The organism is Bacillus sp. JZ109, assembly GCF_053903135.1.
On the sequence record NZ_CP096388.1, the window covers coordinates 2435825 to 2461882 of the forward strand.

Sequence of the window (26058 nt, forward strand, 5' to 3'; positions counted from 1 at the left end):
ATCTTACATCATCATATAAGGATTCATATCAATTGAAATCATTACATGTTTTTGTTCAATTTCGCGTTTATAATGTTCCAGTATCTTCTTCAATAAAGCGGATAACTGGGTTTCCTGTTTGTATTTTATCACGCATTGATAGCGATATCTATCTTTGATCCTGGCTATCGGCGACGCGCTTGGTCCGAGAATTTTCGTGTCAGCTCCGCAGTTTGCTTTCAAAAAATGAGCGATCTTTTCAGCTGTAACCGCTGCTTTCGCCACTTCCTCATGAGAAACAGTCACAAGAGCCAAATAGTAGTATGGCGGATAGGATTGCTCTCTCCTGTGCGCCATTTCATGCTGATAGAACGTTTCATAATCGTGTGTTTTCGTCAGCTGGATACTGTAATGAGACGGTGTATACGTTTGAATGATGACATGGCCGGGCTTTTCATGCCTGCCTGCCCGGCCGCTGACTTGCGTTAACAGCTGAAATGTTTTTTCAGCCGATCTGAAATCAGGAATATGAAGTGTTGTATCAGCACTTAACACTCCGACAAGCGTGACATTCGGAAAATCAAGCCCTTTCGCGATCATTTGCGTTCCGAGAAGAATATCCGCTTTTCCTTCTCCGAAAGCTGACAGTAATTTTTCATGGGCGCCTTTCCGTGATGTCGTGTCAACATCCATCCGAATCACTCTCGCACTTGGCAGCACTTTTGTAAGCTCTTCCTCCACTCGCTGTGTTCCCGTTCCAAAAAAGCGGATATGCTCGCTTGCGCATTCAGGACAAGTGTGCGGAACAGGCTCTTCATGTCCGCAATAATGGCATTTCAGCCTTTGGCCGTAACGATGATACGTCATGGAAATGTCGCAGTGCGGGCATTGCGGGACATAGCCGCAATCCCTGCACATCACAAAGGAAGAATAGCCCCTCTTATTTAAAAACAGCACTGCCTGCTCACCCTTGGCAATCGTTTCTTCAAGCTTTTCCATCAATTCAACTGAAAACATCGAGCGATTGCCGTTTCTAAGCTCCTCTCTCATATCGACAAGCGAAACCTCAGGCATCATCCGGTGGTTAACACGGTGCTTCAGTGATAGAAGCTCGTATACGCCCTTTTGCGCTCTTGCATATGACTCTAATGTCGGCGTAGCACTCCCTAATACAACCGGGCAGCTGTGATGCTCAGCCCGCTTGATTGCCACCTCTTTCGCATGATAGCGCGGCATTTCTTCCTGTTTATAGGAAGACTCGTGCTCTTCATCGATGATTATCATTCCGAGATTTTCAAACGGAGCAAAAATCGCGGATCTGGCACCGACGACAAGCCGTACTTCCTTCCGGTGGATTTTACGCCACTCGTCATATTTTTCTCCTGTGGATAAACCGCTGTGCATGACTGCCACCTGGGAGCCGAAGCGGCCCTTGAAGCGGTTGACCATTTGCGGCGTCAGCGATATTTCCGGTACGAGGACGATGGCTTCTTTTCCTTTCGCCAGTACTTTTTCAATTGATTGCAGATAAATTTCGGTTTTTCCGCTTCCTGTCACGCCGTGAAGGAGGAACACTTTATGCTCATCGCTGTCCAATGTCTCGCGTATGGGCTCGAAGGCAGCCCTCTGTTCGTCTGTCAGCGGCAGGGGCTCTGTTTTTTTGAACATTTTGTCCTGATAGGGATCTCTGTAAACCTCTTCATAGCTTTCCTTCAAAAGCCCTTTTTGGATAAGGGTTTTGATGGTTGCAGAGCTCGTGTCCGTTTTTTTGCACAATTCCGCTGCAGGAATTTTCACACCTTCCGGCTCAGAGATGAGAAAGTGAAGAATCGCCTGCTGTTTTGCTGCTTGTCGGGACAATCCCTCAGCCTGCTTAGCAAGCTCTTCTTTACTCGCATTTGCCTGAATATGCCTGACCATTTTTTTATTGGTTTTTTGCGCGACTTTATACGTCACGTCAATGACCCCTTTTTGAACATGCCTTTGAATCAGTTTCAGCGTATCATGATCGGGTATATCTGAATACAGCAGCGTCTTTGTTTCAGAAAACAGCCGTTCCACTTGCGGCGGAAGATCGGCGCCGTGTACAATTTTTAATTCTTTTTCATATTTCGCCTTTAAGGCGGCAGGCAGCATTGCTTGAAGCGCCGTTATTTTAAAAGACAGCGTTTTGTCTGACAGCCATGATGACAGATCCATAAGCTCCTCTGTCAGAACAGGTGTAAGATCTAATAAATCCTCTACTTCCTTGACAGATTTTCCCGATAGGTCAGATGCTTCTTTGACTGCTGTCACAAACCCTTGAATCTTACGGGGGCCAAACGGAACAATGACCCGCATCCCCGTTTTGATCATGCCCTTCAGATGGTCTGGGATTTTATAATCAAAAGGCCTGTCTATATTTTTGGTGCTGACATCAACGATGACTTCTGCAAAATTCATGAGCGCTCTCCGGTTTGTTTTGAGAGGGCTGCGATCTCCTGAAGGATTTCAAAAGAAACATCGAGCTTAGACATAATCGGGAGTTCGCGTTTATGCCCGTCTTTGAAAAAGATTGTCACGATATTCGTATCAGCACCAAAACCGGCCCCATTTGCTTTCACATCATTTGCCACAATCAAATCAAGGTTTTTAGCGGCGAGCTTTTTACGTGCATAGTGTTCAATGTCTTGTGTTTCGGCGGCAAATCCGACCAAGATTTGCTCTTTCTTTTTCTCGCCCAATTCTTTCAAAATATCGACTGTTCTTTTCAGTTCTAAGGTCATGCCGCCGTCTTGTTTTTTCATTTTATGGTCAAATACTGTTTTCGGCGTAAAATCGGCTACCGCAGCTGTTTTAATGACTATATCGCTTGCGTCATACACAGAGAGCACAGCTTCGCGCATATCCGCAGCCGATTGAACCGGGATAAACTCAGCAAGGCCTTTAGGCTGATCAAGTGAAACAGGCCCAGAAATTAAGGTTACCCGTGCGCCGAGCTGAACAGCAGCCTCCGCTAGCGCGTAGCCCATTTTGCCCGTCGATTTATTGGTAAAAAACCGGACAGGATCAACCGCTTCCCGCGTTGGACCGGCTGTAATGACCACATGCTTGCCTTCTAAAGGAGCGGATGTTTCTTCAGCAAAATGTTTTTCGGCCAGCTTTACGATGTTTTCCGGCTCTTCCAATCTGCCTTTTCCTACGTAACCGCATGCTAAATAGCCCTCACTTGGCTCAATAAAACGATAACCGTCCTGATAAAGAACAGAAATGTTTCGTTTGACTGCCGGGTGGTCATACATATGAACGTTCATTGCCGGCGCGATCCAAACGGGAGCCGTTGCTGCCAACAATGTTGTCGTCAGCATATCATCAGCGATGCCGTTTGCCAGTTTTCCAATCACATTTGCAGTAGCCGGCGCTACGATAATCAAGTCGGCCCAGTCTGCAGCATCAATATGAGAAATAACGCTTGGATTTTGTTCTTTAAATGTATCTGTATAGACTTCGTGGCGGCTCAATGCCTGAAATGTCAGCGGTGAAACGAATCGGCAAGCGGATTCAGTCATAATCACTTTGACATTTGCTCCTGCCTGAACCAGCTTGCTCGTTAACGCACAGGCTTTATAAACAGCGATGCCTCCGCTCACGCAAAGTAACACATTTCGATTGTTAAGCAATGAATTCTCCCCCTCTGCACTTTACAAAACCGCACGGAAAAAAATAACAACCTACATGATATAGGTTGCTACTTGTGCTACTATTCGCGGTCTTCCTTTTCAAACGAAAGCAGGCCTGCATCAATTTCTTCTAAAGCTTTGCCTACATATTTGTGTGAAATCGTATGTTCAATCATTTGGTCTTTTTTGATTTGCATTTCACGTGCGCGTCTCGCAGAAACAGTCACCAGCGTATATTTTGAATCTAATTTATTCATTAAAGAATCAATTGACGGATCTAACATTGATTATTCAACCTCCAGCATTTTCTTATATCTTGGTGCAACGCGTTCACGCTTCAAATGTTCAGCAAGAACGATTGCTTTGATTTTATCGCAAGCCGTTTCGACATTATCGTTTTCAACGACATAGTCATAAGCATCCATCATTTCGATCTCAGCTTTTGCGGCTTTCATTCGATTTTCAATCAGAGCGTCTGTTTCTGTGCCTCGTGTCACGATTCTGTTTTTCAGTTCAGAAAGGCTTGGAGGCGCAAGGAAAATAAATAGGCCTTCCGGGAAAGCATTTCTCACTTGAAGAGCCCCTTGAACTTCAATTTCTAAAAAGACGTCTTTTCCATCTTGAAGCGTCTGTTCAACATAATCGACTGGCGTGCCGTAATAATTGCCGACATACTCTGCCCATTCAAGCAGCTTGTTGTCCGCAATCATTTGCTCGAATTCGTCTCTTGTTTTGAAAAAATAATCGACTCCGTTCACTTCGCCCTCTCTTGGACTTCTTGTGGTTACTGAAATCGAATATTCAAATTTTGTGTCTTCCTGCGAAAAGATCGCTTGTCGAACCGTTCCTTTACCAACTCCTGAGGGACCTGAGAGAACGATTAATAACCCTCTTTCTTTCATGCGGCAATTACCCCTGCCCTTCATCCATAATTTCTTCTTTAACAGAAAGTCTGTGTGCAACTGTCTCAGGCTGGACGGCAGATAAGATAATGTGATCACTATCCATGACGACAACTGCACGGGTTCTTCGTCCGTATGTAGCGTCAATTAGCATTCCGCGGTCTCTTGCATCCTGAATCATCCGTTTGATTGGCGCAGACTCCGGGCTGACAATCGAAATCATCCGATTGGCGGAGATGATATTGCCAAATCCGATATTAATCAGTTTAATCGTCATCTTCTACGTTCCCCCTGTAAAATAGACGTCTCTAGTTTAGCCTAGTAAGACCGTCTGTAAACAATACGCACAGTCACTATTCTATATTTTGCACTTGTTCTTTTATTTTTTCAATAGAACTTTTCATTTCAACGACAAGCTTTGTGATCTGATGATCATTTGCTTTTGAGCCGATCGTATTTGCTTCCCGATTGAGCTCCTGAACAAGAAAGTCGAGTTTGCGCCCGACAGCTCCGCCACTAGCTAATATATCACGAAACTGGGCGAAGTGGCTCTTCAGCCTTGTAATCTCTTCAGTGATATCAGAGCGGTCTGCAAAAATAGCGCATTCTGTTACAAGCCGGCTCTCGTCTAATACATCTTCAGTCCATTCTTTGATTCTGGCGTACAGCCGTTCCCGGTAACGAGATACGACATCTGCAGCCAGCAATTCAGTTTCTCTCACCAGCTCTTCAAGCTGGTCAATATGCATCAGGCAGTCTTTCGCTAAGAGCAGCCCCTCTTTTTCACGCATTTCACAGAGACCTTTTACCGCTTCTTCTGCAGCATCGATGATCAACGCCTCCAGCTTGTCATTTTGCGTCTGTTCTTCATGAACCTGGACGACATGATCAAGCTTAAAGAAATCCATTACATCGGGCTCTGCAGACAATTGATACCGCTTCTTCATATCTCTCGCGGCTGCGACAAACTCATCGAGCAGCGGCCAATCAATTTCAAGCCTTTTCTCAACAAGCATATCGCTGTCAACGGATACGAAAAGCTCAATTCTTCCGCGCTGAATATGCTGCAGAATGGTCTGTTTCAGCTTATCTTCAAAATATAGCAAAGGCCTTGGCAAACGAGCGTTCACTTCTTTAAATCTGTAGTTCACAGATTTAAGTTCAACGCTTACAGAGAGATCGTCTTGTGTTTTGCTTGCACTGCCGAAGCCTGTCATACTTCGTATCATTTTAAAACACCCAATTCTTCCCTGTTCTCATAATAAAAGGGCAATAGACACGCTATTACCCCTAAGATTATATCATATGAATTTATTTTTTTCTTGTTAAAAGTGACCCCGCCAGCAAAAAAGTAGGGATGGCGGACATACCGATGACGAGCATCCAGTCCCCCGGCGTGATGGCTACAGTATGGAAAATCGGCTGAAGCGGCGGATAGTAGATTACTACAAGCATCAGCAAAATGGATGACAATACCGCGCCGATTAAATACAGGTTTTGAAACGGATTTCTAGAGAAAACAGAAGTTTCGCTGCGGCAGTCAAACACGTGAATAAGCTGAGCGAGCACCAATGTGGCAAACGCGATCGTCTGGGCATAAGCCAAGTTTTCCGGATTGCGGTGGTACACAATGATAAACGCTAAAATAGTGGCAACTCCGATTAAAAATCCTCTGGAAACGACCTTCCATCCTAGCTTGCGGGCAAATACCCCTTCTTTCGGATGACGGGGCTTGCGCTTCATGACGTCTCCTTCCGGCTGATCCATGCCGAGCGCCATTGCCGGCAATCCGTCCGTCACCAAGTTGACCCACAAAATCTGAATCGGAACGAGCGGTAAAGGAAGGGCGAGCAGCATCGCAAACAGCATGACAAGGATTTCTCCGACGTTAGACGCCAGCAGGTATCTGATAAACTTCCTAATATTTTCGTAGATGTTCCTGCCTTCTTTTATCGCTGATTTAATCGTCGCAAAATTATCATCTACGAGAACAAGAGATGATGCTTCTTTGGCCACATCTGTCCCGGTAATGCCCATAGAGACGCCGATATCAGCTTGTTTAATGGCAGGAGCATCATTGACGCCGTCTCCCGTCATCGCCACAATATGCCCGTTCTCCTGATAGGCTTTTACGATTTTTAGTTTATGTTCAGGGGAAACGCGGGCAAATACATACACATCCTCCACCACATGAGAAAGCTCTTCTTCAGAAAGTTCATTCAGCATCTTGCCATCCATGATTTTGCCGCTTTTCGGAAGGAGGCGCAAGTCTTTCGCTATCGCTTTAGCGGTTTCTACATGATCACCTGTAATCATAACGGTCTTAATTCCTGCTTCACGGCATTCTTTTATCGCCTGCCTGACTTCCGGCCGCGGGGGATCAATGATACCTGAAAGGCCAAGCATGGTCAGATCTTTTTCCGCCTGCTCCATTGACGGTGTTTCGCCTGCTTTTATCGGCCTGTAGGCGACCGCTATCGTTCTGAGCGCCTGTGATGCCAAATGTCTTAATACCGCCTCTGTTTCTGCTTTTCTTTCATTTGAAAAAAGAGCCGCTGAGCCGTCATAATAAATACGGGAAGATCGCTGCATCAGTACATCCGGTGCACCTTTTGTAATGATATAGCGCTTTCTGTCTTGATCCTCTACGATGACAGTCATCATTTTCCGTGCAGAATCAAACGGAAATTCTTCGACCACCCGGTAGTTTGATTCAACAAACTCCTTTGAAAAACCGCCTTTTCTTGCCGCGGTGAGCAGCGCCCCCTCTGTCGGATCTCCGTCAAGCACATATTCGCCGTCTCTTTTCTCGATATTGGAGTTGTTACAAAGCGCTCCGAACAGAAGCATCTGCTGAAGCGGCTTATGTTCATTGACACTGATCTCTTTTTCGTTTAGTGTGAAGCTTCCTTTCGGTTCATAGCCGGCCCCTGCCACTCTCCATGTTTTCCCTCCGGACCAGACATGTGTCACCGTCATTTTGTTTTGGGTCATTGTCCCTGTTTTATCTGAACAAATAATAGACGCACACCCAAGCGTTTCAACAGCAGGAAGCTTTCGAACAATGGATTTTTGTTTAATCATCCGCTGTACACCAAGCGAAAGCGCCACTGTCACTATCGCCGGCAGCCCCTCCGGAATAGCGGCTACCGCTAACGAGACACCTGCTAAAAACATACTGTACAGATCATGACCCTGAATAACACCGACAGCAACGACAAGTACGGTCAGAAGCAATGCAACAACAATCAAAATCTTTCCGAGCTGCTCCAGTCTTCTTTGCAGCGGGGTTGACAATGTCCCTGCCGATTCAAGCATGTCGGCAATTTTCCCCATAGCCGTATTCATTCCTGTCCCGACGACAACCCCGACACCGCTGCCGCGGGTCACAATCGTTCCCATAAATGCCATATTGGTAATATCGCCAAGTGAAACATCCGGTTTTTTCAATTTATCAGCATGCTTCACAACCGGGATTGATTCCCCGGTCAGCGCTGATTCTTCTATTTCAAGGCTTCTCGCTTCAACAATTCGAACGTCTGCGCCAATTCTGTCCCCGCTCGTAAATTTCACAATATCCCCCGGCACCAGTTCCTTAGAAGGAATCTTTGTCCAGTTTCCTTCTCTGAGTGCCATGACATGCGGTGTTGAAAGCTCTTTTAAAGCCTGAAGAGATTGCTCAGCACGCCTTTCTTGAAAGAAACCAAGTATGCCATTCACAAACACAATCGCAATAATCGCAACCGCATCTACATATTCACCAAGAAATCCTGAGATTAACGTTGCCGCCAGAAGCACAAGCACCATAAAATCTTTGAACTGCGCGAAAAACAAGAGAAGCGCTGAAGTTTTTTTCCCTTCTTGCAGCTCGTTTGGTCCATGCTTGTCAAGGCGTTTTTTTACCTCTTTTTCTGTTAATCCTTGTTTCATGGACGTATTGGTTGCCTCTAGTAAATCTGTTTGTCCCATTTCATGAAACTTCATTCCGCTCGTCCACTCCCCTGCTCTCTTATAGAGATATCACTCTATAAGCATGCTTATTCTGACTCGTCCCATTTCATGCTATAATTATCGAATGCAGGAAGAATGAGAGGGTGTATTGCATATGTCGTTTGATGGCATGTTTACATACGGAATGACACACGAACTTAACGAGAAAATAATGGGCGGACGAATTACAAAAGTCCATCAGCCATATAAGCACGATGTGATTTTCCACATCCGTGCCAAGGGAAAAAACCAAAAACTATTATTATCGGCACATCCGAGCTATTCACGGGTGCATATCACGGCACAAGCTTATGAAAATCCAAGCGAACCGCCAATGTTTTGCATGTTGCTGAGAAAGCATATCGAAGGCGGATTCATTGAGAAAATTGAACAAGCGGGCTTAGACCGCATTATGATTTTTCATATCAAAAGCCGAAACGAAATTGGCGATGAAACCGTACGAAAGCTTTATGTAGAAATTATGGGCCGTCACAGCAATATCATTTTGACTGACGCAGCAGAAAATGTGATTATCGACGGACTTAAGCATTTATCACCGTCAATGAACAGCTACCGTACAGTACTGCCCGGCCAAGATTATAAGCTTCCGCCTGCTCAGGACAAAATATCGCCTCTTGAGGCGTCAGAAGATGATATTTTGCGTCACCTCAGCTTTCAAGAAGGAAGGCTTGATAAACAAATTGTCGACCACTTTTCAGGGGTGTCTCCGCTTTTCGCCAAAGAAGCGGTTCACAGAGCAGGCCTTGCCAACAAAGTCACACTGCCAAAAGCGTTGCTGGCACTGTTTGCCGAAGTGAAAGAGCACCGTTTCATTCCCAACATTACGACTGTAAACGGAAAGGAATATTTTTATTTACTGGAGCTGACTCATCTAAAGGGCGAAGCGCGCCGTTTTGATTCATTAAGCGAACTGCTCGACCGTTTTTATTTCGGAAAAGCTGAACGAGACCGAGTCAAACAGCAGGCTCAGGATCTTGAGCGTTTTGTTGTGAACGAACGGAAGAAGAATGCCAACAAAATCAAAAAATTAGAGAAAACCCTGGAGTATTCGGAAAACGCGAAGGAATTTCAGCTTTACGGGGAGCTTTTAACCGCTAATTTATATATGCTGAAAAAAGGTGATAAACAGGCTGAGGTCATCAATTATTATGATGAAGAAAGCCCGACAATCACGATTCCTTTAAACCCGAACAAAACGCCTTCTGAAAACGCACAGGCCTATTTCACGAAGTATCAGAAAGCGAAAAATTCGGTCGCAGTTGTCGAGGAGCAAATCAGGCTGGCACAGGAAGAGATCGAATATTTTGATCAGCTGATTCAGCAGCTTTCGTCCGCTTCTCCCCGGGATATCAGCGAAATCAGGGAAGAGCTTGTTGAGGGCAAATATTTGCGCCCTAAGCAGCAAAAAGGCCAGAAAAAGCAAAAACCGCACAATCCGGTGTTAGAAACATATGAATCCACCTCAGGCCTGACAATTTTAGTGGGTAAGAACAATCGTCAAAATGAATATTTAACGACCAGAGCGGCGGCTAGAGACGATATCTGGCTTCACACGAAGGACATTCCCGGCTCCCACGTTGTGATCAGAAGCAGCGAACCGGATGAGCAAACAATCATGGAAGCCGCGACAATTGCAGCTTATTTTTCAAAAGCTAAAGATTCAAGTTCAGTGCCTGTAGATTATACAAAAATCAGGCATGTCAAAAAACCAAACGGCGCGAAACCCGGTTTCGTCACCTATGACAGCCAGCATACCGTCTTTGTCACGCCTGATGCTGATACTGTCATCAAGCTCAAAAAAAGCTGAGCCGCATAAAGAAAAGCCAGAGCATTTGTATGCTCTGGCTTATTTCTTTCTTCTCACCTGATAAAGCCTGTTCACTTCAGCAACAAAATCGCCGTCAATCAGCTTATCCACGTTTTCAGCAAGCTCTTTCGTGTGCTTTGGACTGGCTCCGCTTGTAGAAACAGACACAGTGACATGCCCTCTTTTTACGATTTTCGGCATATATACATTGCCAAGCTCAGCGTCACTGACACAATTGACAAGCTGAAAAGGCGAAGCGGATTGGGCAATTTCTTTGTTCACTGCCGCATTATCCGTCGCAGCAATAATTAAGAAAGCATTGAGATAATCTTCTTTTTCAATTGTCCGTTTTTCCCATTTGATACGTCGCTCTTCTGCCATTTGCTTGATTTCCGGTTCAACATCTGGACTGACGAGCGTTATATCAGCTCCCTCAGAAATCACCATTTTCAGCCTTCTGAGAGCGATGCTGCCGCCCCCCGCAATGACAACCTTCTTCTTTTCCAGGCTAATGTGCAGCGGAAGCATATGAACCTCCATCAAAATCAAATTGTCCCTCAGAATTTGCCGCAGTTTCTCTAACACGGTTCAAAAATGCGTTTTTCACATGAGGATGAAAACCGATATAGGAAGAGAGGTAGACGTTCGGATTATGGGCTTTTAATTTCTGAACCTCTCGTTCGATTTCATTCATCAGCATACCCGTAAACAGCAAATATGGAACGATAAAGGTTGTTATGCCGTCATCTTTTTCAAGTTCTGAAAAAACCTCTTTGTAATTCGGGCCGCATGCTGTCAAAAAGCACGGAATGACTTCCTTCACTGGAACCATTTCCTGAAGAAGATTAGCAATTCCGGTTACGTCTCTTTTGACATCTGGATCTGAACTTCCCCTTCCGATGAGCACCACTCTGGCATTTTCATACGGAACACCTATGTCTTTCATTCGGTGATATACAGCCTTGACTACTTCTTCGTCAATCCCGATCGGCTTTCCGTATGAAATACGGACTGATGGATATCGAGATGCAGCACGGGCAATTTCTTCCGGAATATCATGTTTTGCATGCGCAGCTGTTAAAAGAAGCAGAGGCACCACTGCGATATGAGTGGCGCCTTGCTTCGCACATGCTTCAAATCCTGTCTCAATTGCCGGCTCCTGAAGCTCTAAAAAGCTGATTTCTTGTACTGGCACAGAGATGTGGGCCTTACATCCTTCCAAAAAGGCTGCGGCTTCTTGCTGCGCTTTTTTGACCCGGCTGCCGTGGCCGACATATAAAATTGCTTGTTTCATTTTTACAACGCCTCGCTTAAATCTTGTTTTTTCAGTTCAGATTCAAACCATTCCAGCTTATAGTGATAATTTACAACATTTCCAATGACAATTAAACTCGGATTTGTAATATTTTCTTTTATCACCGTTTCTGAAAGGGTGTCAACTGTACAAAAAACAGATTTTTGCTTGTCCGTTGTTCCCCAATGAATAAAGGCTGCCGGCGTAGAACCGTCCCGGCCATTTTCAAGGAGTTTTCTCTCAATCTGCTGCACGTTTTTGATACCCATATAGATGACAAGTGTATCAATTCCTGTAGCCAGCGCTTTCCACTTTTCCTCAAAATCTTCTTCTTTTTTATAGTGACCCGTTACAAAAGCGACGTTAGAGCCCGCCTCCCGATGAGTAACAGGAATCCCGGCATAAGCGGCTGCCGCGATTCCAGACGTAATGCCGGGGATGATTTCAAACGGAATTCCGTTTTCAGAGAGGCATTCCGCTTCTTCTCCCCCCCTGCCGAACACAAAAGGGTCTCCGCCTTTCAGCCTGACAACGGTTTTCCCTTTTTGCGCATACTTTACAAGAAACCGATTGATGGTTTCCTGCTTCATCGTATGAAAATCCGGAAGCTTCCCGCAGTAGATCAGGTCTGCTTGCTCTTTGGCATATTGTAAAATCTCTTTATTTACTAATCTGTCGTATAAGATGACATCAGCTTTTTCAATGGCTTTCAGCGCTTTAATTGTCAGCAGATCAGGGTCACCGGGACCCGCTCCTACAATATATACTTTCCCCATCGTATTTCCCCCGATCTATTCGAGTTCTTCCAGAGCATTCGCTGTGATGATGTTCTCGCTTGCATTCCGGCACCTGAGAAGAACGCAGCAGATCATATTCAGCTCAATTTTTGTTTAACAAACTCGATCAGCTGATTTTTACACGCTTCACGGTCATGCTGTCCTGAATCAAGAACGAGCTCTGGAGCTTCCGGTTCTTCATAAGGTGAATCAATTCCTGTAAAGAACGGAATCTCTCCGTTTCTTGCTTTTTTGTAAAGCCCTTTCGGATCTCTTTGTTCACAAATATCAAGGTCGCATTTAATGTAGACTTCATTAAATTCGCCCGCTTCCACAAGCTCGCGAACCTGTTGTCTGTCCTCGCGGAAAGGAGAGATAAAAGCAGTAATCACAATGGTTCCCTGCTGAACAAAAAGCTTCGCCACCTCTCCGATCCGGCGGATGTTTTCTTTTCGGTCTTCATCAGAAAAACCAAGATCCTTATTTAGGCCGTGACGGATATTATCCCCGTCCAGCACAATCACTTGGTAGCCTTGCTCAAACAATTCTCTCGCAGCGGCGTTGGCAATGGTTGATTTGCCTGAGCCGCTTAACCCTGTCAGCCAGAGAATGGAGCTTTTATGCTTGTTTTTTTGCTGATACTCTTCTTTTGTGATAGAGGCTTCATGCCATACAATATCGCGATTTGTCACTGCCAGTCCTCCTTAAGATACGCCTACTTCTTCTTTTTTCTTCATCCCTTTGATTAACACTTCTACGACTTCTTTTCGACTGAATTCAGCAGGGGGCAGCACACCGTCTCTCAGCATGCCTCTTACCTTAGTGCCTGATAAAATGACGTGATGCTCTCTGCCATGAGGGCATGTTTTCGCTGTTCCCATATTTCCGCATTTTTTACAGAAGAAGCTGTGCTCAAATTTCAGCGGTGTAATTCCGAGTTCTTCAGGTTTAAATGTGTCAAACAGTTCCTGTGCTTCGTATGTTCCGTAATAGTCGCCTACACCTGCATGATCACGGCCGACGATGAAATGTGTGCAGCCGTAGTTCTTTCTGACAAGCGCGTGGAAAATTGCTTCTCTCGGGCCTGCATAACGCATCGCCGCTAAAAAGACACCAAGGAAAACGCGATCTTTCGGGTAATAATGATCAAGAAGCACTTGGTAGCTTTCCATCCGTACATCAGCTGGAATGTCATCAGATTTTGTTTCACCTACTAACGGATTCAAGAACAAGCCGTCTACTGTTTCAAGAGCCGTTTTTTGAATGTATTCATGCGCTCTGTGAACAGGGTTTCTTGTTTGGAAACCGACAATGGTTTCCCAGCCTTTTTCCGCAAACTGGCGTCTCGTTTCTGACGGTTCAAATGTAAATTCAGGGAACTGTTTTGAAGCTTTTTTAATCAACGTAATCGGCCCGCCGACATATGTATTGCCGCGGCTGAACAACTTTTTAACACCCGGATGCTCCTGTTCATCTGTTTTGTACACATTGACAGCTTCTTTTTGTTTGTCAGGCACGTACAGGTCTTCGATTTGGATAACGCCGTATGTTTCTCCTTCATACGTTAACTTTACCTTTTCACCAAGTGACAGTTCCGCTGCTTTTTGCGCATCGACCGGAAGCGTGATCGGAAGAGACCAGACAACGCCGGAAGAAAGACGCATGTTTTCGACTACAGATACGTAATCTTTTTCATTAAAGAAACCTTCAATCGGGCTGTATGCACCGATACCGATCAATTCCAAATCCGCGAAAGAAATTAAATCAAGTTCAATTTCTTTTTGGATGCCGCTCACATCATATGATTCATCTACTCTGTTTACTAATGTTCCTCCGTGTGGTGCTAAGCTCATAATATCCATCTCCTCCTAGTTAACTTATAAAATTACTCAGATTAATGATCAGATTCCCCCGCCTTGTTCGTGGACTGAGCGTCTCTCTTTACGAATGGCCTTTGTCAGGCTGACGGCACCCCCCGCCGCTAAAAGCACACTTACCATGATAAAGATCGAATAATAATCTGCTTTTAAAAACAAGGATACAAGCAGATAAGAAATCGATAAAGATAAAAACGGCGATACGATCCATACCTTCAGCATCGTTTGAACAACTTGTTTATGGAACACGTTCGGCCCGTTTTTTGCCATGCCTATTCCGATAATAGACGATGACGTGACTTGCGCCAAGGGCACCGGCATCCCAAATACAGAACTGATGATCACCAGTCCCGCTCCTGTACCGGATAAGAGAATGCCTTCTCCTTTGGAGAATCTTGTAATTTTCTTCCCGTTTGTTTCTAACACACGCCGGCCTAATAACAGTGCGCCAAGAGCAACAAAAGCTCCTCCATACAAGGTTCCTTTTCCGACATCAAGCACACCGGCAGCTACTAACGGGCCAACAGCATTCGCCACGTTATTCATGCCTGCAGAGAATGCTTCGAAAAATCCGGCAACTAACAAAACAATACCGAGGATTTTTTGCTTTTTAGAAGATTTTACTTCAATCTTAAAATAACGAAACAGCTTAGATACGAAATAGGTGAAGCCGAAAGCGAACAGCGGGACAAAAACCCAAAATGACACAATGATCAGAAGATTGTTCACAAACAATACTTTATAAGCCACTCCCACGCCGACAACCGCGCCGACTGTTACTTCACTTGTCGACAAAGGAATGCCGAGCAGATTAGCAGTAAAGAGCGACAGGGCAGCAGCTCCAATAATGATGCAAACAATCGTCAGTGTAATCGTCTGCTCAGGAATAATGCCGGAGCTGATTGTTTTTACAACCTCGCCTCCGCCAATGACCGCCCCGGCAAAGACACCGACTGCGCATAGGATCAAAGCGTAGGTTTTCTTTTTGATGGCTCCGGAGCCGTAAGCAACCCCCATCGAAGCTGCAGCGCCGCTTGCACCAATATTCATCGCGAAAAACAAGCTAAATAAAATAGCGGCTAATTCCATTTTGCAGCTCCTTATTCATGCAGTCCGCATTCTGTTTTCGCCATACCATTCCATCTGCCTGAGCGCAAATCCTCTGCTGTAAAAGCGGGAGCAGTGCAAGGCGCACAGCCAATACTTGGATATCCTTGGTCATGAAGCGGATTGTAGTCCAGTTCATTCCGGGATGTGTATCTCCAAATGTCTTTCCAAGTCCAATGGATAAGCGGGCAAACTTTTACTGACTTGAATTTTTCATCTTTGTTTAAGAAATTCGTATTGGCACGGCTTGGCCCTTGATCACGACGCAGGCCGGAAAGCCAGGCTGGATGTCCTGAAAGCGCCTCTCTTAAAGGAACGACCTTTCTAAGATAGCAGCACTGATTCGGCTCTCTTTCCCACAGTTTGTCACCATGTTCTTCGGCTTGTTCCTCAAGGGTGAGGTCTGGTTTTTTCAGGATGATATTAAGACCCGGATAACGCTCTTTCACTCGTTCAATTGTTTCATAGGTTTCTTTAAAATGAAGTCCTGTATCAAGAAACACAATCTCTGCGTCTTTTTTCACTTTATAAATTAAGTCAATCAGAACGATTCCCTCAATTCCGAAACTGCAGGCATAAACAAGCTGATTGCCGTAATGGCCGTATGCCCATTTTAAAACTGACAGCGCTCCTTTGTAAGGATCGTCTTCCGGAAATGTAATCGTTGGTTCTTCCCAATTATCGTACGTTAACATTTCTTCTTTCCTCCTTTCGGAGACAAACAAACAGTAGCTTTCTGCCGGTTGTCTTTTCCCAATTGTAATGTGATTCGCGGCTGCTGATATCACAGACAGCCTTTTTTCCTCTTAAAATAAAAAACTTTCAATCCGGCGGAAAGAAAGACAGGAACAGCATGCAGCCCTTATCTTTCAAAATGGAATTCATTTTGCTGGAAGTAGCACCTTACAAACTATGCAGGTTGCCGGGCTTCATAGGTCCAGTCCCTCAGCCGCTCTTGATAAGTTTTTAGATTTGTAGTAAATTTTAGCACAATTCTAACATAAGTCAACCCGACTTTTTTTATAGGATTAATAAAAAAACAGGCCCCACAGCCTGTTTTCAAGTACAGCAAGGCTTTGAAGCCTCTTTACATCATTTGAATTTATTTTTTATTTTTTAAACCAATCTTTTGACTCGGGATTTCGTTTCCATGTTTGCAGCTTTTTTAGATCATCTGAATGAATATTTCCGTTTTCAAGCGCGACCTCTGTGAGCGTATCATAATCAGTTAATGAGTAGTATGGCAGTTCTGCCTTTGCGAAGGCTTCCTCCGCTTTAGGAAGTCCGTACGTAAAGATTGAGACGACACCAAGCACTTCACAGCCGGCCGCTTGTAAAGCTGCACAAGCTTCAAGCACGCTGCCTCCTGTGGAGATTAAGTCTTCAATGACGACTGTTTTTTGCCCTTCTTGCACAGCTCCCTCAATCTGATTGCCTTTACCGTGCGCCTTCGGCTTGCTCCTCACATAACACATCGGAAGATTCAAACGGTCAGCCGCAAGAGCAGCATGAGGAATACCCGCGGTTGCTGTTCCCGCAATCATTTCAGCTTCGGGAAAATGCTCTTTGACAAGCTTGCTGATGCCTGAGGCGACATCATTTCTGACCTCTGGGAAAGATAGCGTAAGGCGGTTGTCACAGTAGATTGGAGATAAAATGCCGCTTGCCCATGTGAACGGCTCGTTCGGGCGTAAAAATACAGCTTGGATGTCTAATAGATGTTTTGCGATGATTTGTTTCAAGATTTAATTCCCTCCCATTCAAGTCTGACAGCCTTATAGGCTTTTACCGGGTCTTCCGCTTTTGTAATCGAGCGTCCTACTACAATCGCTGATGAACCTTTCTCTCTTGCAATAGCAGGCGTCGCTACGCGGACTTGGTCATTCGCAGCGTCCTCAGACATTCTGATCCCCGGAGTGACCGTCAGAAATGAAGGCGACACCGCTTGATAAATGGCTTTTGCTTCATGAACAGAGCAGACCACTCCATCCAGTCCGCTCTCTTCCGCCTGTTTGCTGTAGTGCACAACCGTATCAATCAGAGATTTTTCGATTAGCAGTTCATCTTTCATGATTTGTTCAGATGTGCTTGTCAGCTGGGTTACCGCGATCAGTGACGGACGTTTTTTTCCAGCCGGCGTACCTTCTTCTAAGCCTTCGAGAGCTGCCTGCATCATTTTTTTGCCCCCGGCAGCATGAACATTGACGAGATCTACTCCGAGACTGGCAAGGCGCTTCATCGCTTTGTTTACAGTAGTCGGGATGTCATGAAGCTTTAGATCTAAAAACAGCTCGCAGTTTCTTTCTTTTAATTGTTTCACGATCGATGGCCCTTCTTGATAAAAAAGCTCCATTCCAACCTTTACAAATAACGGTTCTTGCTGAAAAGGAGCTAAGAACGCGAGTGTTTCTTCAGCTGATGCAAAATCAAGCGCGATGATGGGCAGGTTGTTTTTCATGATTCCAGCTCCTTCCGATGCATTCTTCAATTGATTGATAGCCGTATTGGCGCAAAACAGATGGGAGCTGTTCAATAATCTCTGGACATGCAAAAGGATTCACAAAGTTTGCTGTTCCGACAGCGACTGCGCTTGCTCCCGCGAGAAGAAATTCCAGGGCATCTTCAGCCGTTTGCACGCCTCCCATTCCGATAATCGGGATATTGACCATCTGGCTGACTTCATACACCATGCGAATGGCAACCGGCTTCACAGCAGGACCCGAAAGTCCCCCTGTTTTATTCGCTAATATCGGTTTGCCGGTTTTTAAATCGAGTCTCATGCCAATTAGTGTGTTGATCATCGTAAGACCGTCCGCTCCCGCTTCCTCGATCGCTAATGCAATTTCTGTGATATTGGCCACGTTCGGAGAAAGCTTCACATAAACGGGTACATTCGAAACCTCTTTCACCGCTTTTGTCAAATCGGCAGCCATTTCAGGATTCGTGCCAAAAGCGATTCCGCCTGTTTTCACATTCGGGCAGGAAATATTCAATTCAAGAGCATGAACATTAGGCGCTTTGCTGATATGCTCTGCAACTTCAACATAATCCTCGACTTGAGAACCTGCGACATTGGCAATGATCGGCGTATCAAACTGCTCAAGCCACGGCAGCTCATTATGCAACACGCTATCCAGCCCCGGATTTTGGAGACCGATCGCATTGAGCATTCCAGCACCAGTCTCAGCTACCCGCGGCGTCGGATTCCCAAAGCGCGGCTCCTTTGTCGTAGCCTTAATCATGATGGCTCCAAGACAAGACAAATCATAAAAACGTGAAAATTCTTTTCCAAAACCGAAGCAGCCTGATGCAGGAATGATTGGGTTTTTCAAATCAAGTCCCGGCAATTTCACCTCTAGCATTACAGCGCCACCTCCTGAGCTTTAAATACAGGCCCGTCGAGACATACTTTTACATAGGATGTCTCACTTTCGTTTGTATGGCACACACACGCGAAGCATGCGCCGATTCCGCAGCCCATTCGTTCCTCCATGGACAGATATACTTCTTTATGGGCATATTCCTGTTTTAACGCCTTGAGCATCGGTGTCGGCCCGCAGCTGAGGAGGATATCAAACTCTAGATTTTTCCGTTTAATCACATCTGTGACAAATCCGGTTTCCCCGTAGCTTCCGTCAGCTGTTGCCACATACGTGTCTCCGTACTGCCGGCATTCTTCCTCGTAAAAAACATCCTTTGCCGATTGGAATCCTAAAACGTGGATGACATTTACCCCTTTTTCATTCAAGCGTTTCGACAGCTCTTGGAGAGGCGGCACACCTACTCCGCCTCCTACCAGCAAAGCCGTCTTTCCGGGTTGAACTTCATTAACAGGAAAGCCATTTCCCAAAGGCCCGAGGACATCCACAAATTCTCCCTGCTGCTTCAGTGACAAGAGTCTTGTCCCTTCCCCATCTACCCGATAAATGATGGTGACTTCATTTTTTTCAAAGTTGACGTCTGCGATGCTGATTGGTCTTCTCAAAAGAGGCGTAACCGCTTCGCTCACTTTAAGATGAAGGAACTGTCCAGGGGTTGTAAACCCTTGGACAAGCTCCCCTTTCAGAACCATTTGATACACCCGGTCTGCAATTTGCTGGTTAGAACATACTGTCAAATACGCTTTTTTCATATAGTGACTGCCGCCTCCTGATTTGTGTTGACTTCCGGCATTTGATCAGCACGGAATGTCATGCTTTCCAGCACTCGCAATATCGCCTCTGCCGTATCTAAAGATGTTAGGCAGGCAACACCATTTTCTACTGATTCACGTCTGATTCTAAAACCGTCTCTTGCCGGCTGCTTTCCTTTTGTCAGCGTATTGATGACAAACTGCGCTTCTCCGTTTCTGATGACGTCAAGCAGGTTCGGGCCATCCTGACCGATTTTCCCGACGACCTTCGCTGGAATGGAAGCTTCTTTCAAGTAGCCTGCCGTTCCTTCCGTCGCTAAAATGTTGTAGCCGATCGCGTGAAACCGCTTAGCAATGGCAAGCCCTTCTTCTTTGTCCTTATCAGCTACTGTTAAAAGCACGGAACCGTAGTTCGGGATTTGAATACCTGAAGCAATCAAGGCTTTGTAGAGCGCCTTTTCAAGTGTCGAATCTTTCCCCATGACTTCACCTGTTGATTTCATTTCAGGCCCTAACGTAATGTCCACTCTTCTCAGCTTGGCAAAGGAGAAGACCGGCGCTTTTACAAATACACCTTGCTGTTCAGGCTGAAGGCCCTCTGTATAGCCAAACGCAGCCAGCTTTTGACCAAGAATGATTTTTGTTGCGAGATTCGCCATTGGGATACCCGTAATTTTGCTTAAAAACGGTACGGTTCTGCTTGATCTCGGATTCACTTCTAGCACGTACACCTCGCCTTGCGACAAGACGAATTGAATATTGAGCAAACCGACAATATTCAGCCCTTTAGCCAATGCGATCGTGTATTGTTCAATTTTTTTCTTGATGTCCTCTGTGAGAGACTGAGGCGGATAAACAGCGATTGAGTCTCCGGAGTGAACGCCCGCACGTTCAATGTGCTCCATAATTCCCGGAATGACGACTGTTTCACCGTCGGATACTGCATCGACTTCAATTTCTTTTCCTGTCAAGTATCTGTCAATTAATACAGGGTGCTGCGGATTGATTTTAACTGCGTTTTTCATGTAATGAAGCAGCTCTTCTTCATGATACACAATCTCCATTGCCCGGCCGCCAAGTACATAGGAAGGGCGTACCAATACCGGGTAACCGATATCGCTCGCGATGCTTACCGCCTGATCAACTGATGTGGCTGTTTTGCCAAGCGGCTGCGGAACACCAAGTTCTCCAAGCGCTTGTTCAAATTTATCCCGGTCTTCTGCACGGTCTAAATCTTCTAATGAAGTTCCAAGGATTTTCACTCCGCGCGCAGAAAGCTCGTCAGCAAGGTTAATCGCAGTTTGTCCGCCGAACTGTACGACAACGCCCATTGGCTGTTCGAGGTCAATGATGTGCATAACATCTTCAATCGTAAGCGGTTCAAAATACAGCTTGTCTGAGATGCTGAAGTCTGTTGAAACGGTTTCCGGGTTGTTGTTGACAATAATGGCTTCATAGCCTGCTTGTTTAATTGCCCATACAGAGTGAACCGTCGCATAGTCGAACTCGACACCCTGACCGATTCGAATCGGACCCGAACCAAGCACCATCACACTTTTCTTATCTGTAACGACAGATTCATTTTCTTCTTCGTATGTGCTATAGAAGTATGGCGTTTCTGACTCGAATTCCGCCGCGCACGTATCTACCATTTTGAATACCGGCGCAATCCCCGCTTGTTTTCTCAAGCTGTAAAGCTCAGATTCTTTCATTTTCCACTCGCGGCTAATGTACTGATCAGAGAAGCCGAGTTCTTTTGCCCGTCTCAGCACATCCGTATTGCCCGCATTGGCCTTCAATTCTTTTTCAAACTGTACGATTCCGAACAGCTTATGCAAGAAGAAGACATCGATAGCGGAAAATTCATGGAGGTCTTCTACCGTGTAGCCTCTTCTGTACGCTTCAGCTAAGTAGAATAAGCGTTCATCACCGGCCTTTTTAATTCGCTTTTCAAGAAGCTCATCTGAAATGTCAGCGGCGTCCTTCAATTCAAGATGATACACATCCGCTTCCAGCGAACGCACTGCCTTCAGCAATGACTCTTCAAGCGTGCGGCCGATTGCCATGACCTCACCTGTCGCTTTCATTTGCGTGCCAAGCTTTCTGTTTGCTGATTCAAATTTATCAAACGGCCAGCGCGGAATTTTGGATACGACATAGTCAAGAGCAGGTTCAAATGCTGCATATGTTTTTCCTGTCACCGGGTTCATCATTTCATCTAATGAAAGTCCGACTGCAATTTTAGCAGCGAGCTTTGCTATCGGGTATCCCGTTGCTTTTGATGCAAGAGCAGATGAACGGCTGACACGCGGATTTACTTCAATAATGTAATATTGGAAGCTGTCTGGATCTAAGGCGAGCTGGACGTTACATCCGCCTTCGATCCCAAGCGCGCGAATCAGTTTTAACGATACATTCCGCAAGAGCTGATACTCGCGATCGCTGAGCGTTTGGCTCGGCGCGACAACAATACTGTCTCCAGTATGGATTCCAACTGGATCAATGTTTTCCATGTTACAAACGACAATGGCGTGATCCTGGCTGTCTCTCATGACTTCATACTCGATTTCTTTATAGCCGGCGATGCTTTTTTCAAGCAGACATTGGTGTACCGGGCTTAATTTCAAGCCGTTCTCAACGATTTCTTTTAACTCTGTCTCATTCGAGCAGATGCCTCCGCCTGTTCCGCCTAATGTATATGCCGGGCGGACAATGACAGGGAATCCAATTTGACTGACGAATTTTTCTGCTTCTTCAAGGGAGTGGATAATCTCACTTTCAGGCACCGGTTCGTTCAGTTCATTCATTAATGTTCTGAACAAGTCACGGTCTTCAGCTTGCTGAATCGCAGACAGTTTTGTGCCAAGCACTTCGACGCCGCATTCTGCCAGAACACCTCTTTCAGAAAGCTCAACCGCAAGATTCAAACCGGTTTGGCCTCCGAGTGTAGGAAGAATGGCATCTGGGCGCTCTTTTCTGATGATTCGTGTCAGGAATTCAGGTGTGAGCGGTTCGATATAAACCCGGTCAGCCATTTCTGTATCTGTCATGATCGTGGCAGGGTTTGAGTTGACAAGGATGACTTCATAGCCTTCTTCTTTCAAAGCAAGACAGGCTTGTGTTCCCGCATAGTCAAATTCTGCTGCTTGACCGATGATGATCGGTCCAGATCCGATTACTAAAATTTTGTTAATGTCTACGCGTTTTGGCATACCGCTTCCCCTTCTTTCTCTGTTGTTTCGATCATTTCGATGAATCTGTCAAATAGATGGTTGGCATCCTCAGGACCAGGTGAGGCTTCGGGATGATATTGAACCGTAAATGCCGGCAATGTTTTATGCTTCAGCCCTTCAATCGTATCGTCGTTAATTGCGATATGCGTCACTTCCAGTTCTGTTTTACTGATAGACGAAACTGTATATCCATGGTTTTGAGATGTTAAGGCAACTTTTCCTGTAGCCAGCTCTTTTACCGGGTGGTTTGAGCCCCTGTGGCCGAATTTCATTTTTTCAGTATTCGCCCCGCACGCCAGCGCGAATAATTGGTGGCCAAGACATATTCCGAATAATGGCACTTTTCCAAGAACACCTTTAATCATTTCAATCGCTTCAGGCACATCCTTCGGGTCTCCAGGTCCGTTAGAAAGCATGATACCGTCCGGTTTCAGCTGAAGCACCTCTTCCGCTGTAATGTTGTAAGGCACAACGATGACGTCACATTTCCGTTTGTTCAGCTCTCTTAGAATCCCGTGTTTCATGCCGAAGTCAACCAAGACAATGCGTTTGCCTCTTCCCGGGCTCGGATATGCTGTTTTTGCTGATACTTGGGATACTTGATTTCTTGGCAATTCCGTTTCGTTCAGTCTTTTCAGCACTGCTTCGATATCTTCATCAGATGAAGCGAATGTTCCTTTTAGCGCGCCTGCCGTGCGGATCATTCTTGTCAGCTTCCTTGTATCAATCCCCTGGAGTCCGGGAATATTTTTCATTTTTAAATACTCGTCTAAGGTGTATGCTGAACGCCAGTTGGAAGGCAGCTCACATAATTCTTTGATGATCAGCCCTTTGACAAAAGGGGTAATAGATTCAAAATCATCACGGTTAATGCCGTAATTTCCGATAAGCGGGTATGTTAATGTTACGATCTGTCCGCAGTAAGAAGGATCAGATAAAATTTCCTGATAGCCTGTCATCCCAGTATTAAAAACGACTTCTCCCATGTTGTGTTCTAAGCTTCCGAAGGCTTCTCCCTCGAATACCGCTCCGTTTTCCAGTACTAATCGTCTCTTCATTTGACAAGTCTCCCCTCTTCATAAGCAAGCTTCCCTGCCGCAATTGTAGCGACCGGCCAGCCGGTGCAACTGATGCCGTTGAATGGTGTATTTTTTCCTTTTGATAAAAATGTCTCTTTGTCTATAACTGCTTCTTTTTCTAAATCGATTAACGTAATGTCCGCAGCTTGCCCCATTTGTAATGTTCCATATGGGAGACCGAACGCTTCGCATGGCTTGATTGTCATGTAGTCAATCAGCTGCTTCAGTGACCAGCTGCCATTTTTGACAAAGTGTGTGTAAAGAAGCGGGAATGCTGTTTCTAAGCCGACAATTCCGAATGGCGCCAGCTTCATTTCTGTGTTCTTCTCTTCTTCCGTATGCGGTGCATGGTCTGTTGCGATAAAATCAATTGTTCCGTCTAAAAGACCTTCAATTAAAGCAGCTCTGTCTTCTGGGCTGCGGAGCGGAGGATTCATTTTATAGTTTGTGTCCAGCCCCGGGATGTCCTCATCACAAAGCAGCAAATGATGCGGCGATACTTCTGCTGTCACTCTGATTCCCGCTTTTTTCGCATCGCGTACAACTCTGACAGATTCTTTTGTGCTGATATGGCATACATGATAATGGCAGTTTGCCGCCTCAGCCAGCAGCACATCGCGAGCAATATGAACCGATTCACACACAGAAGGAATGCCGTTTAGTCCGTTCGCTTTGGAGAATGTCCCCTCATGTACGCTCCCTCCGTAAATTAAGGAGTTGTCCTCGCAATGTGCAACAATCGCTTTGTCAATTGCGGCTGCCCGTTTCATCGCTTCATACATCATTCCTGCTGTCTGTATACCAACGCCGTCATCTGTAAAAGCAAATGCCCCGGCTTCTTTTAACGCTTCAAAGTTTGTCATTTCATCGCCGATTTGTCTGATCGTAATGGATGCATATGGAAGAACTCTTACGCATGATGTTTCTTTAATTCTGTTTTGCACCCATTCCATCTGCTCCTTTGTATCAGGAACCGGCCGCGTATTCGGCATTGCTGCTACTGTAGTATAGCCGCCGCGTGCCGCTGCTTTTGCCCCGGTTTCAATAGTTTCTTTTTTCTCTCCGCCCGGCTCTCTGAAATGCACGTGGAGATCAACAAACCCAGGTGAAACGAGCAAACCTTTTGCATCAATTACCGTTTCATTATCCGTTGCATCAAGCTTGCCGATTGCGGTGATGGTTTCTCCAGTCACTCGGATATCCGCTTGTGTTTTTTCACCATTTTCGTTTAGTATCCAGCCGTTTTTAATGAGATATGACATACGCTGCTTCTCCTCTTTTCACATTGGTTTGTAAGGCACGCTGTATCACTGCCATTCTGATAAATACGCCATTTTTCATTTGCTTGAAGATTCTTGATTTTTCGCTTTCTACTAAGCTGTCATCAATCTCCACTCCTCTGTTTACCGGAGCAGGATGCATGATGATCGCATGCCGCTTCATACGCTCAGCCCGTTCTACGGTCAAGCCGTATTTGTTTAAATAGCCTTCCTGACTGACAGCGGACTGATGTCGTTCATTTTGAATGCGCAGCAGCATGACAACATCGGAAGACTCAACTGCTTCATCCATTGAGACATACGTGCCGAATGTATTTTCTTCATCCTGCCATTCCGAAGGGCCGGAAAATAGGACCCGGGCACCCAATCTTGTCAACACTTCCGCATTTGACCTTGCCACTCTGCTATGCTTGATGTCGCCGTGAATGGAGACGGTAAGCCCTTTAAACGTATTGAACTCTTCATAAATCGTCATTAAATCAAGCAGTGATTGTGTTGGATGCTGGCCGCACCCGTCTCCCGCATTCAGAATCGGAATGTTCACCTGGCTGACAAGCTCTTCATAATACTCATCCTCACTGTGCCTGATGACGCAGACGTCCACACCGATTGATTCAAGCGTCCGGATCGTGTCATATAAGGTTTCGCCTTTTTGCACGCTTGTGCTTGTTCCATCAAGGTTAAGCACATTCATGCCCAGCTTTTTTTCTGCGACCTCAAAGCTGAACCGCGTTCTCGTGCTCGGTTCGAAAAACAGGTTTGCTGCAAACTTTCCTGTAAGCTGATTGTCTGTTTTTCCGCTTTTGAGCTCTTGTGCTGTTTGAAGCAAATCTTTGATTTCCTCAGTGCTAAGTTCACTCATCGTCGTTAAATGCTTCATGTTCTTTCCCCTCTCTTTTCAACTTAAGGCTGAAAAAAAACC

At 45.5% G+C, this 26058-nt stretch carries 23 protein-coding genes and 1 riboswitch; of the genes, 1 reads left to right on the forward strand and 22 read right to left on the reverse strand.

Going from position 1 to position 26058, the window contains the following annotated elements; all coding sequences use genetic code 11:
- Nucleotides 1-3 precede the first annotated feature (3 nt).
- From priA to M1D94_RS12865, 7 genes are all read right to left on the reverse strand, one after another.
- Entirely contained in the window at nucleotides 4-2421 is a 2418-nt protein-coding gene (gene priA, locus M1D94_RS12835; RefSeq protein ID WP_172849782.1) for a primosomal protein N', read from the reverse strand.
- The gene (coaBC, locus tag M1D94_RS12840; RefSeq protein WP_017694849.1) at nucleotides 2418-3638 is read right to left on the reverse strand and encodes a bifunctional phosphopantothenoylcysteine decarboxylase/phosphopantothenate--cysteine ligase CoaBC; all 1221 of its coding nucleotides are present in this window, start codon (nucleotides 3636-3638) and stop codon (nucleotides 2418-2420) included. Before coaBC ends, priA begins: the two co-directional genes overlap by 4 nt.
- A gap of 80 nt (nucleotides 3639-3718) precedes the next feature.
- A complete protein-coding gene (gene rpoZ / locus M1D94_RS12845; protein ID WP_003221520.1) occupies nucleotides 3719-3922 on the reverse strand; it encodes a DNA-directed RNA polymerase subunit omega in 204 nt (67 codons plus the stop codon).
- Between the two features lie 3 nt (nucleotides 3923-3925).
- Nucleotides 3926-4540 (reverse strand): guanylate kinase, encoded by a 615-nt coding sequence (gene gmk, locus M1D94_RS12850; protein ID WP_003232083.1) that lies wholly within the window; start codon nucleotides 4538-4540, stop codon nucleotides 3926-3928.
- Between the two features lie 7 nt (nucleotides 4541-4547).
- Nucleotides 4548-4817 (reverse strand): extracellular matrix/biofilm regulator RemA, encoded by a 270-nt coding sequence (remA, locus tag M1D94_RS12855; protein WP_003154355.1) that lies wholly within the window; start codon nucleotides 4815-4817, stop codon nucleotides 4548-4550.
- Between the two features lie 76 nt (nucleotides 4818-4893).
- Nucleotides 4894-5769 (reverse strand): YicC/YloC family endoribonuclease, encoded by an 876-nt coding sequence (locus tag M1D94_RS12860; protein WP_009967215.1) that lies wholly within the window; start codon nucleotides 5767-5769, stop codon nucleotides 4894-4896.
- Nucleotides 5770-5851: 82 nt separating this feature from the next.
- Nucleotides 5852-8524 carry a calcium-translocating P-type ATPase, SERCA-type gene (locus tag M1D94_RS12865; protein ID WP_424935190.1) on the reverse strand — a complete coding sequence of 891 codons (2673 nt, stop codon included), beginning with the start codon at nucleotides 8522-8524 and terminating at the stop codon, nucleotides 5852-5854.
- A 121-nt stretch (nucleotides 8525-8645) separates the two neighbouring features.
- Between M1D94_RS12865 and rqcH the strand changes: the two genes are divergently transcribed.
- Nucleotides 8646-10358 (forward strand): tRNA modification protein RqcH, encoded by a 1713-nt coding sequence (gene rqcH / locus M1D94_RS12870; protein WP_021479315.1) that lies wholly within the window; start codon nucleotides 8646-8648, stop codon nucleotides 10356-10358.
- A 39-nt stretch (nucleotides 10359-10397) separates the two neighbouring features.
- Here the strand turns inward: rqcH and sirC are convergent, their stop codons facing one another.
- From sirC to M1D94_RS12945, 15 genes are all read right to left on the reverse strand, one after another.
- Nucleotides 10398-10886 carry a precorrin-2 dehydrogenase gene (sirC, locus tag M1D94_RS12875; protein ID WP_120028081.1) on the reverse strand — a complete coding sequence of 163 codons (489 nt, stop codon included), beginning with the start codon at nucleotides 10884-10886 and terminating at the stop codon, nucleotides 10398-10400.
- The gene (gene sirB, locus M1D94_RS12880; RefSeq protein ID WP_172849778.1) at nucleotides 10867-11652 is read right to left on the reverse strand and encodes a sirohydrochlorin chelatase; all 786 of its coding nucleotides are present in this window, start codon (nucleotides 11650-11652) and stop codon (nucleotides 10867-10869) included. Before sirB ends, sirC begins: the two co-directional genes overlap by 20 nt.
- Before the next feature lie 2 nt (nucleotides 11653-11654).
- Entirely contained in the window at nucleotides 11655-12428 is a 774-nt protein-coding gene (cobA, locus tag M1D94_RS12885) for a uroporphyrinogen-III C-methyltransferase (protein ID WP_015715864.1), read from the reverse strand.
- Nucleotides 12429-12526: 98 nt separating this feature from the next.
- Nucleotides 12527-13120: an adenylyl-sulfate kinase gene (gene cysC / locus M1D94_RS12890; protein WP_015252120.1), complete on the reverse strand. Its 594-nt coding sequence runs from the start codon at nucleotides 13118-13120 to the stop codon at nucleotides 12527-12529.
- A 12-nt stretch (nucleotides 13121-13132) separates the two neighbouring features.
- Nucleotides 13133-14281 (reverse strand): sulfate adenylyltransferase, encoded by a 1149-nt coding sequence (gene sat, locus M1D94_RS12895; RefSeq protein ID WP_072174059.1) that lies wholly within the window; start codon nucleotides 14279-14281, stop codon nucleotides 13133-13135.
- Nucleotides 14282-14329: 48 nt separating this feature from the next.
- Nucleotides 14330-15394, reverse strand: coding sequence for a sulfate permease (cysP, locus tag M1D94_RS12900; protein WP_029317784.1), 1065 nt, complete (start codon nucleotides 15392-15394; stop codon nucleotides 14330-14332).
- An 11-nt stretch (nucleotides 15395-15405) separates the two neighbouring features.
- Entirely contained in the window at nucleotides 15406-16107 is a 702-nt protein-coding gene (locus M1D94_RS12905; RefSeq protein ID WP_003221498.1) for a phosphoadenylyl-sulfate reductase, read from the reverse strand.
- 164 nt (nucleotides 16108-16271) lie between these two features.
- Nucleotides 16272-16377, reverse strand: a riboswitch (SAM riboswitch).
- Nucleotides 16378-16521: 144 nt separating this feature from the next.
- Nucleotides 16522-17154: an orotate phosphoribosyltransferase gene (gene pyrE / locus M1D94_RS12910; RefSeq protein ID WP_015715860.1), complete on the reverse strand. Its 633-nt coding sequence runs from the start codon at nucleotides 17152-17154 to the stop codon at nucleotides 16522-16524.
- On the reverse strand, nucleotides 17151-17870 hold the full coding sequence (gene pyrF / locus M1D94_RS12915; protein ID WP_003232107.1) for an orotidine-5'-phosphate decarboxylase: 720 nt from the start codon (nucleotides 17868-17870) through the stop codon (nucleotides 17151-17153). Before pyrF ends, pyrE begins: the two co-directional genes overlap by 4 nt.
- Nucleotides 17839-18774 carry a dihydroorotate dehydrogenase gene (locus tag M1D94_RS12920; protein WP_103803460.1) on the reverse strand — a complete coding sequence of 312 codons (936 nt, stop codon included), beginning with the start codon at nucleotides 18772-18774 and terminating at the stop codon, nucleotides 17839-17841. Before M1D94_RS12920 ends, pyrF begins: the two co-directional genes overlap by 32 nt.
- Nucleotides 18774-19544, reverse strand: a complete 771-nt coding sequence (gene pyrK / locus M1D94_RS12925; protein WP_032725668.1) for a dihydroorotate oxidase B electron transfer subunit — start codon at nucleotides 19542-19544, stop codon at nucleotides 18774-18776. Before pyrK ends, M1D94_RS12920 begins: the two co-directional genes overlap by 1 nt.
- The gene (gene carB, locus M1D94_RS12930) at nucleotides 19541-22756 is read right to left on the reverse strand and encodes a carbamoyl-phosphate synthase (glutamine-hydrolyzing) large subunit (protein WP_131227402.1); all 3216 of its coding nucleotides are present in this window, start codon (nucleotides 22754-22756) and stop codon (nucleotides 19541-19543) included. Before carB ends, pyrK begins: the two co-directional genes overlap by 4 nt.
- Nucleotides 22741-23835, reverse strand: coding sequence for a carbamoyl phosphate synthase small subunit (locus M1D94_RS12935; protein WP_003232115.1), 1095 nt, complete (start codon nucleotides 23833-23835; stop codon nucleotides 22741-22743). Before M1D94_RS12935 ends, carB begins: the two co-directional genes overlap by 16 nt.
- On the reverse strand, nucleotides 23832-25118 hold the full coding sequence (locus M1D94_RS12940) for a dihydroorotase (RefSeq protein WP_172849776.1): 1287 nt from the start codon (nucleotides 25116-25118) through the stop codon (nucleotides 23832-23834). The genes M1D94_RS12935 and M1D94_RS12940 overlap by 4 nt, the downstream gene beginning before the upstream one ends.
- The gene (locus tag M1D94_RS12945) at nucleotides 25102-26016 is read right to left on the reverse strand and encodes an aspartate carbamoyltransferase catalytic subunit (RefSeq protein WP_003245123.1); all 915 of its coding nucleotides are present in this window, start codon (nucleotides 26014-26016) and stop codon (nucleotides 25102-25104) included. Before M1D94_RS12945 ends, M1D94_RS12940 begins: the two co-directional genes overlap by 17 nt.
- Between the last annotated feature and the right edge of the window lie 42 nt (nucleotides 26017-26058).

Coding starts and splice junctions, on each gene's coding strand:
- sirC (WP_120028081.1), bottom strand. CDS start 10,886: ATGCTTCCGCTGCACATTAGCCTGGAAAAGAAGAAGGTTGTCATTGCG.
- sirB (WP_172849778.1), bottom strand. CDS start 11,652: ATGAAACAAGCAATTTTATATGTCGGCCACGGCAGCCGGGTCAAAAAA.
- gmk (WP_003232083.1), bottom strand. CDS start 4,540: ATGAAAGAAAGAGGGTTATTAATCGTTCTCTCAGGTCCCTCAGGAGTT.
- sat (WP_072174059.1), bottom strand. CDS start 14,281: ATGAGCTTAGCACCACACGGAGGAACATTAGTAAACAGAGTAGATGAA.
- priA (WP_172849782.1), bottom strand. CDS start 2,421: ATGAATTTTGCAGAAGTCATCGTTGATGTCAGCACCAAAAATATAGAC.
- M1D94_RS12935 (WP_003232115.1), bottom strand. CDS start 23,835: ATGAAGAGACGATTAGTACTGGAAAACGGAGCGGTATTCGAGGGAGAA.
- carB (WP_131227402.1), bottom strand. CDS start 22,756: ATGCCAAAACGCGTAGACATTAACAAAATTTTAGTAATCGGATCTGGA.
- pyrK (WP_032725668.1), bottom strand. CDS start 19,544: ATGAAAAAAGCGTATTTGACAGTATGTTCTAACCAGCAAATTGCAGAC.
- M1D94_RS12920 (WP_103803460.1), bottom strand. CDS start 18,774: ATGCTAGAGGTGAAATTGCCGGGACTTGATTTGAAAAACCCAATCATT.
- M1D94_RS12905 (WP_003221498.1), bottom strand. CDS start 16,107: ATGTTAACGTACGATAATTGGGAAGAACCAACGATTACATTTCCGGAA.
- M1D94_RS12945 (WP_003245123.1), bottom strand. CDS start 26,016: ATGAAGCATTTAACGACGATGAGTGAACTTAGCACTGAGGAAATCAAA.
- remA (WP_003154355.1), bottom strand. CDS start 4,817: ATGACGATTAAACTGATTAATATCGGATTTGGCAATATCATCTCCGCC.
- cobA (WP_015715864.1), bottom strand. CDS start 12,428: ATGGGGAAAGTATATATTGTAGGAGCGGGTCCCGGTGACCCTGATCTG.
- rpoZ (WP_003221520.1), bottom strand. CDS start 3,922: ATGTTAGATCCGTCAATTGATTCTTTAATGAATAAATTAGATTCAAAA.
- M1D94_RS12860 (WP_009967215.1), bottom strand. CDS start 5,769: ATGATACGAAGTATGACAGGCTTCGGCAGTGCAAGCAAAACACAAGAC.
- M1D94_RS12940 (WP_172849776.1), bottom strand. CDS start 25,118: ATGTCATATCTCATTAAAAACGGCTGGATACTAAACGAAAATGGTGAA.
- M1D94_RS12865 (WP_424935190.1), bottom strand. CDS start 8,524: ATGAAGTTTCATGAAATGGGACAAACAGATTTACTAGAGGCAACCAAT.
- pyrF (WP_003232107.1), bottom strand. CDS start 17,870: ATGAAAAACAACCTGCCCATCATCGCGCTTGATTTTGCATCAGCTGAA.
- cysP (WP_029317784.1), bottom strand. CDS start 15,394: ATGGAATTAGCCGCTATTTTATTTAGCTTGTTTTTCGCGATGAATATT.
- rqcH (WP_021479315.1), top strand. CDS start 8,646: ATGTCGTTTGATGGCATGTTTACATACGGAATGACACACGAACTTAAC.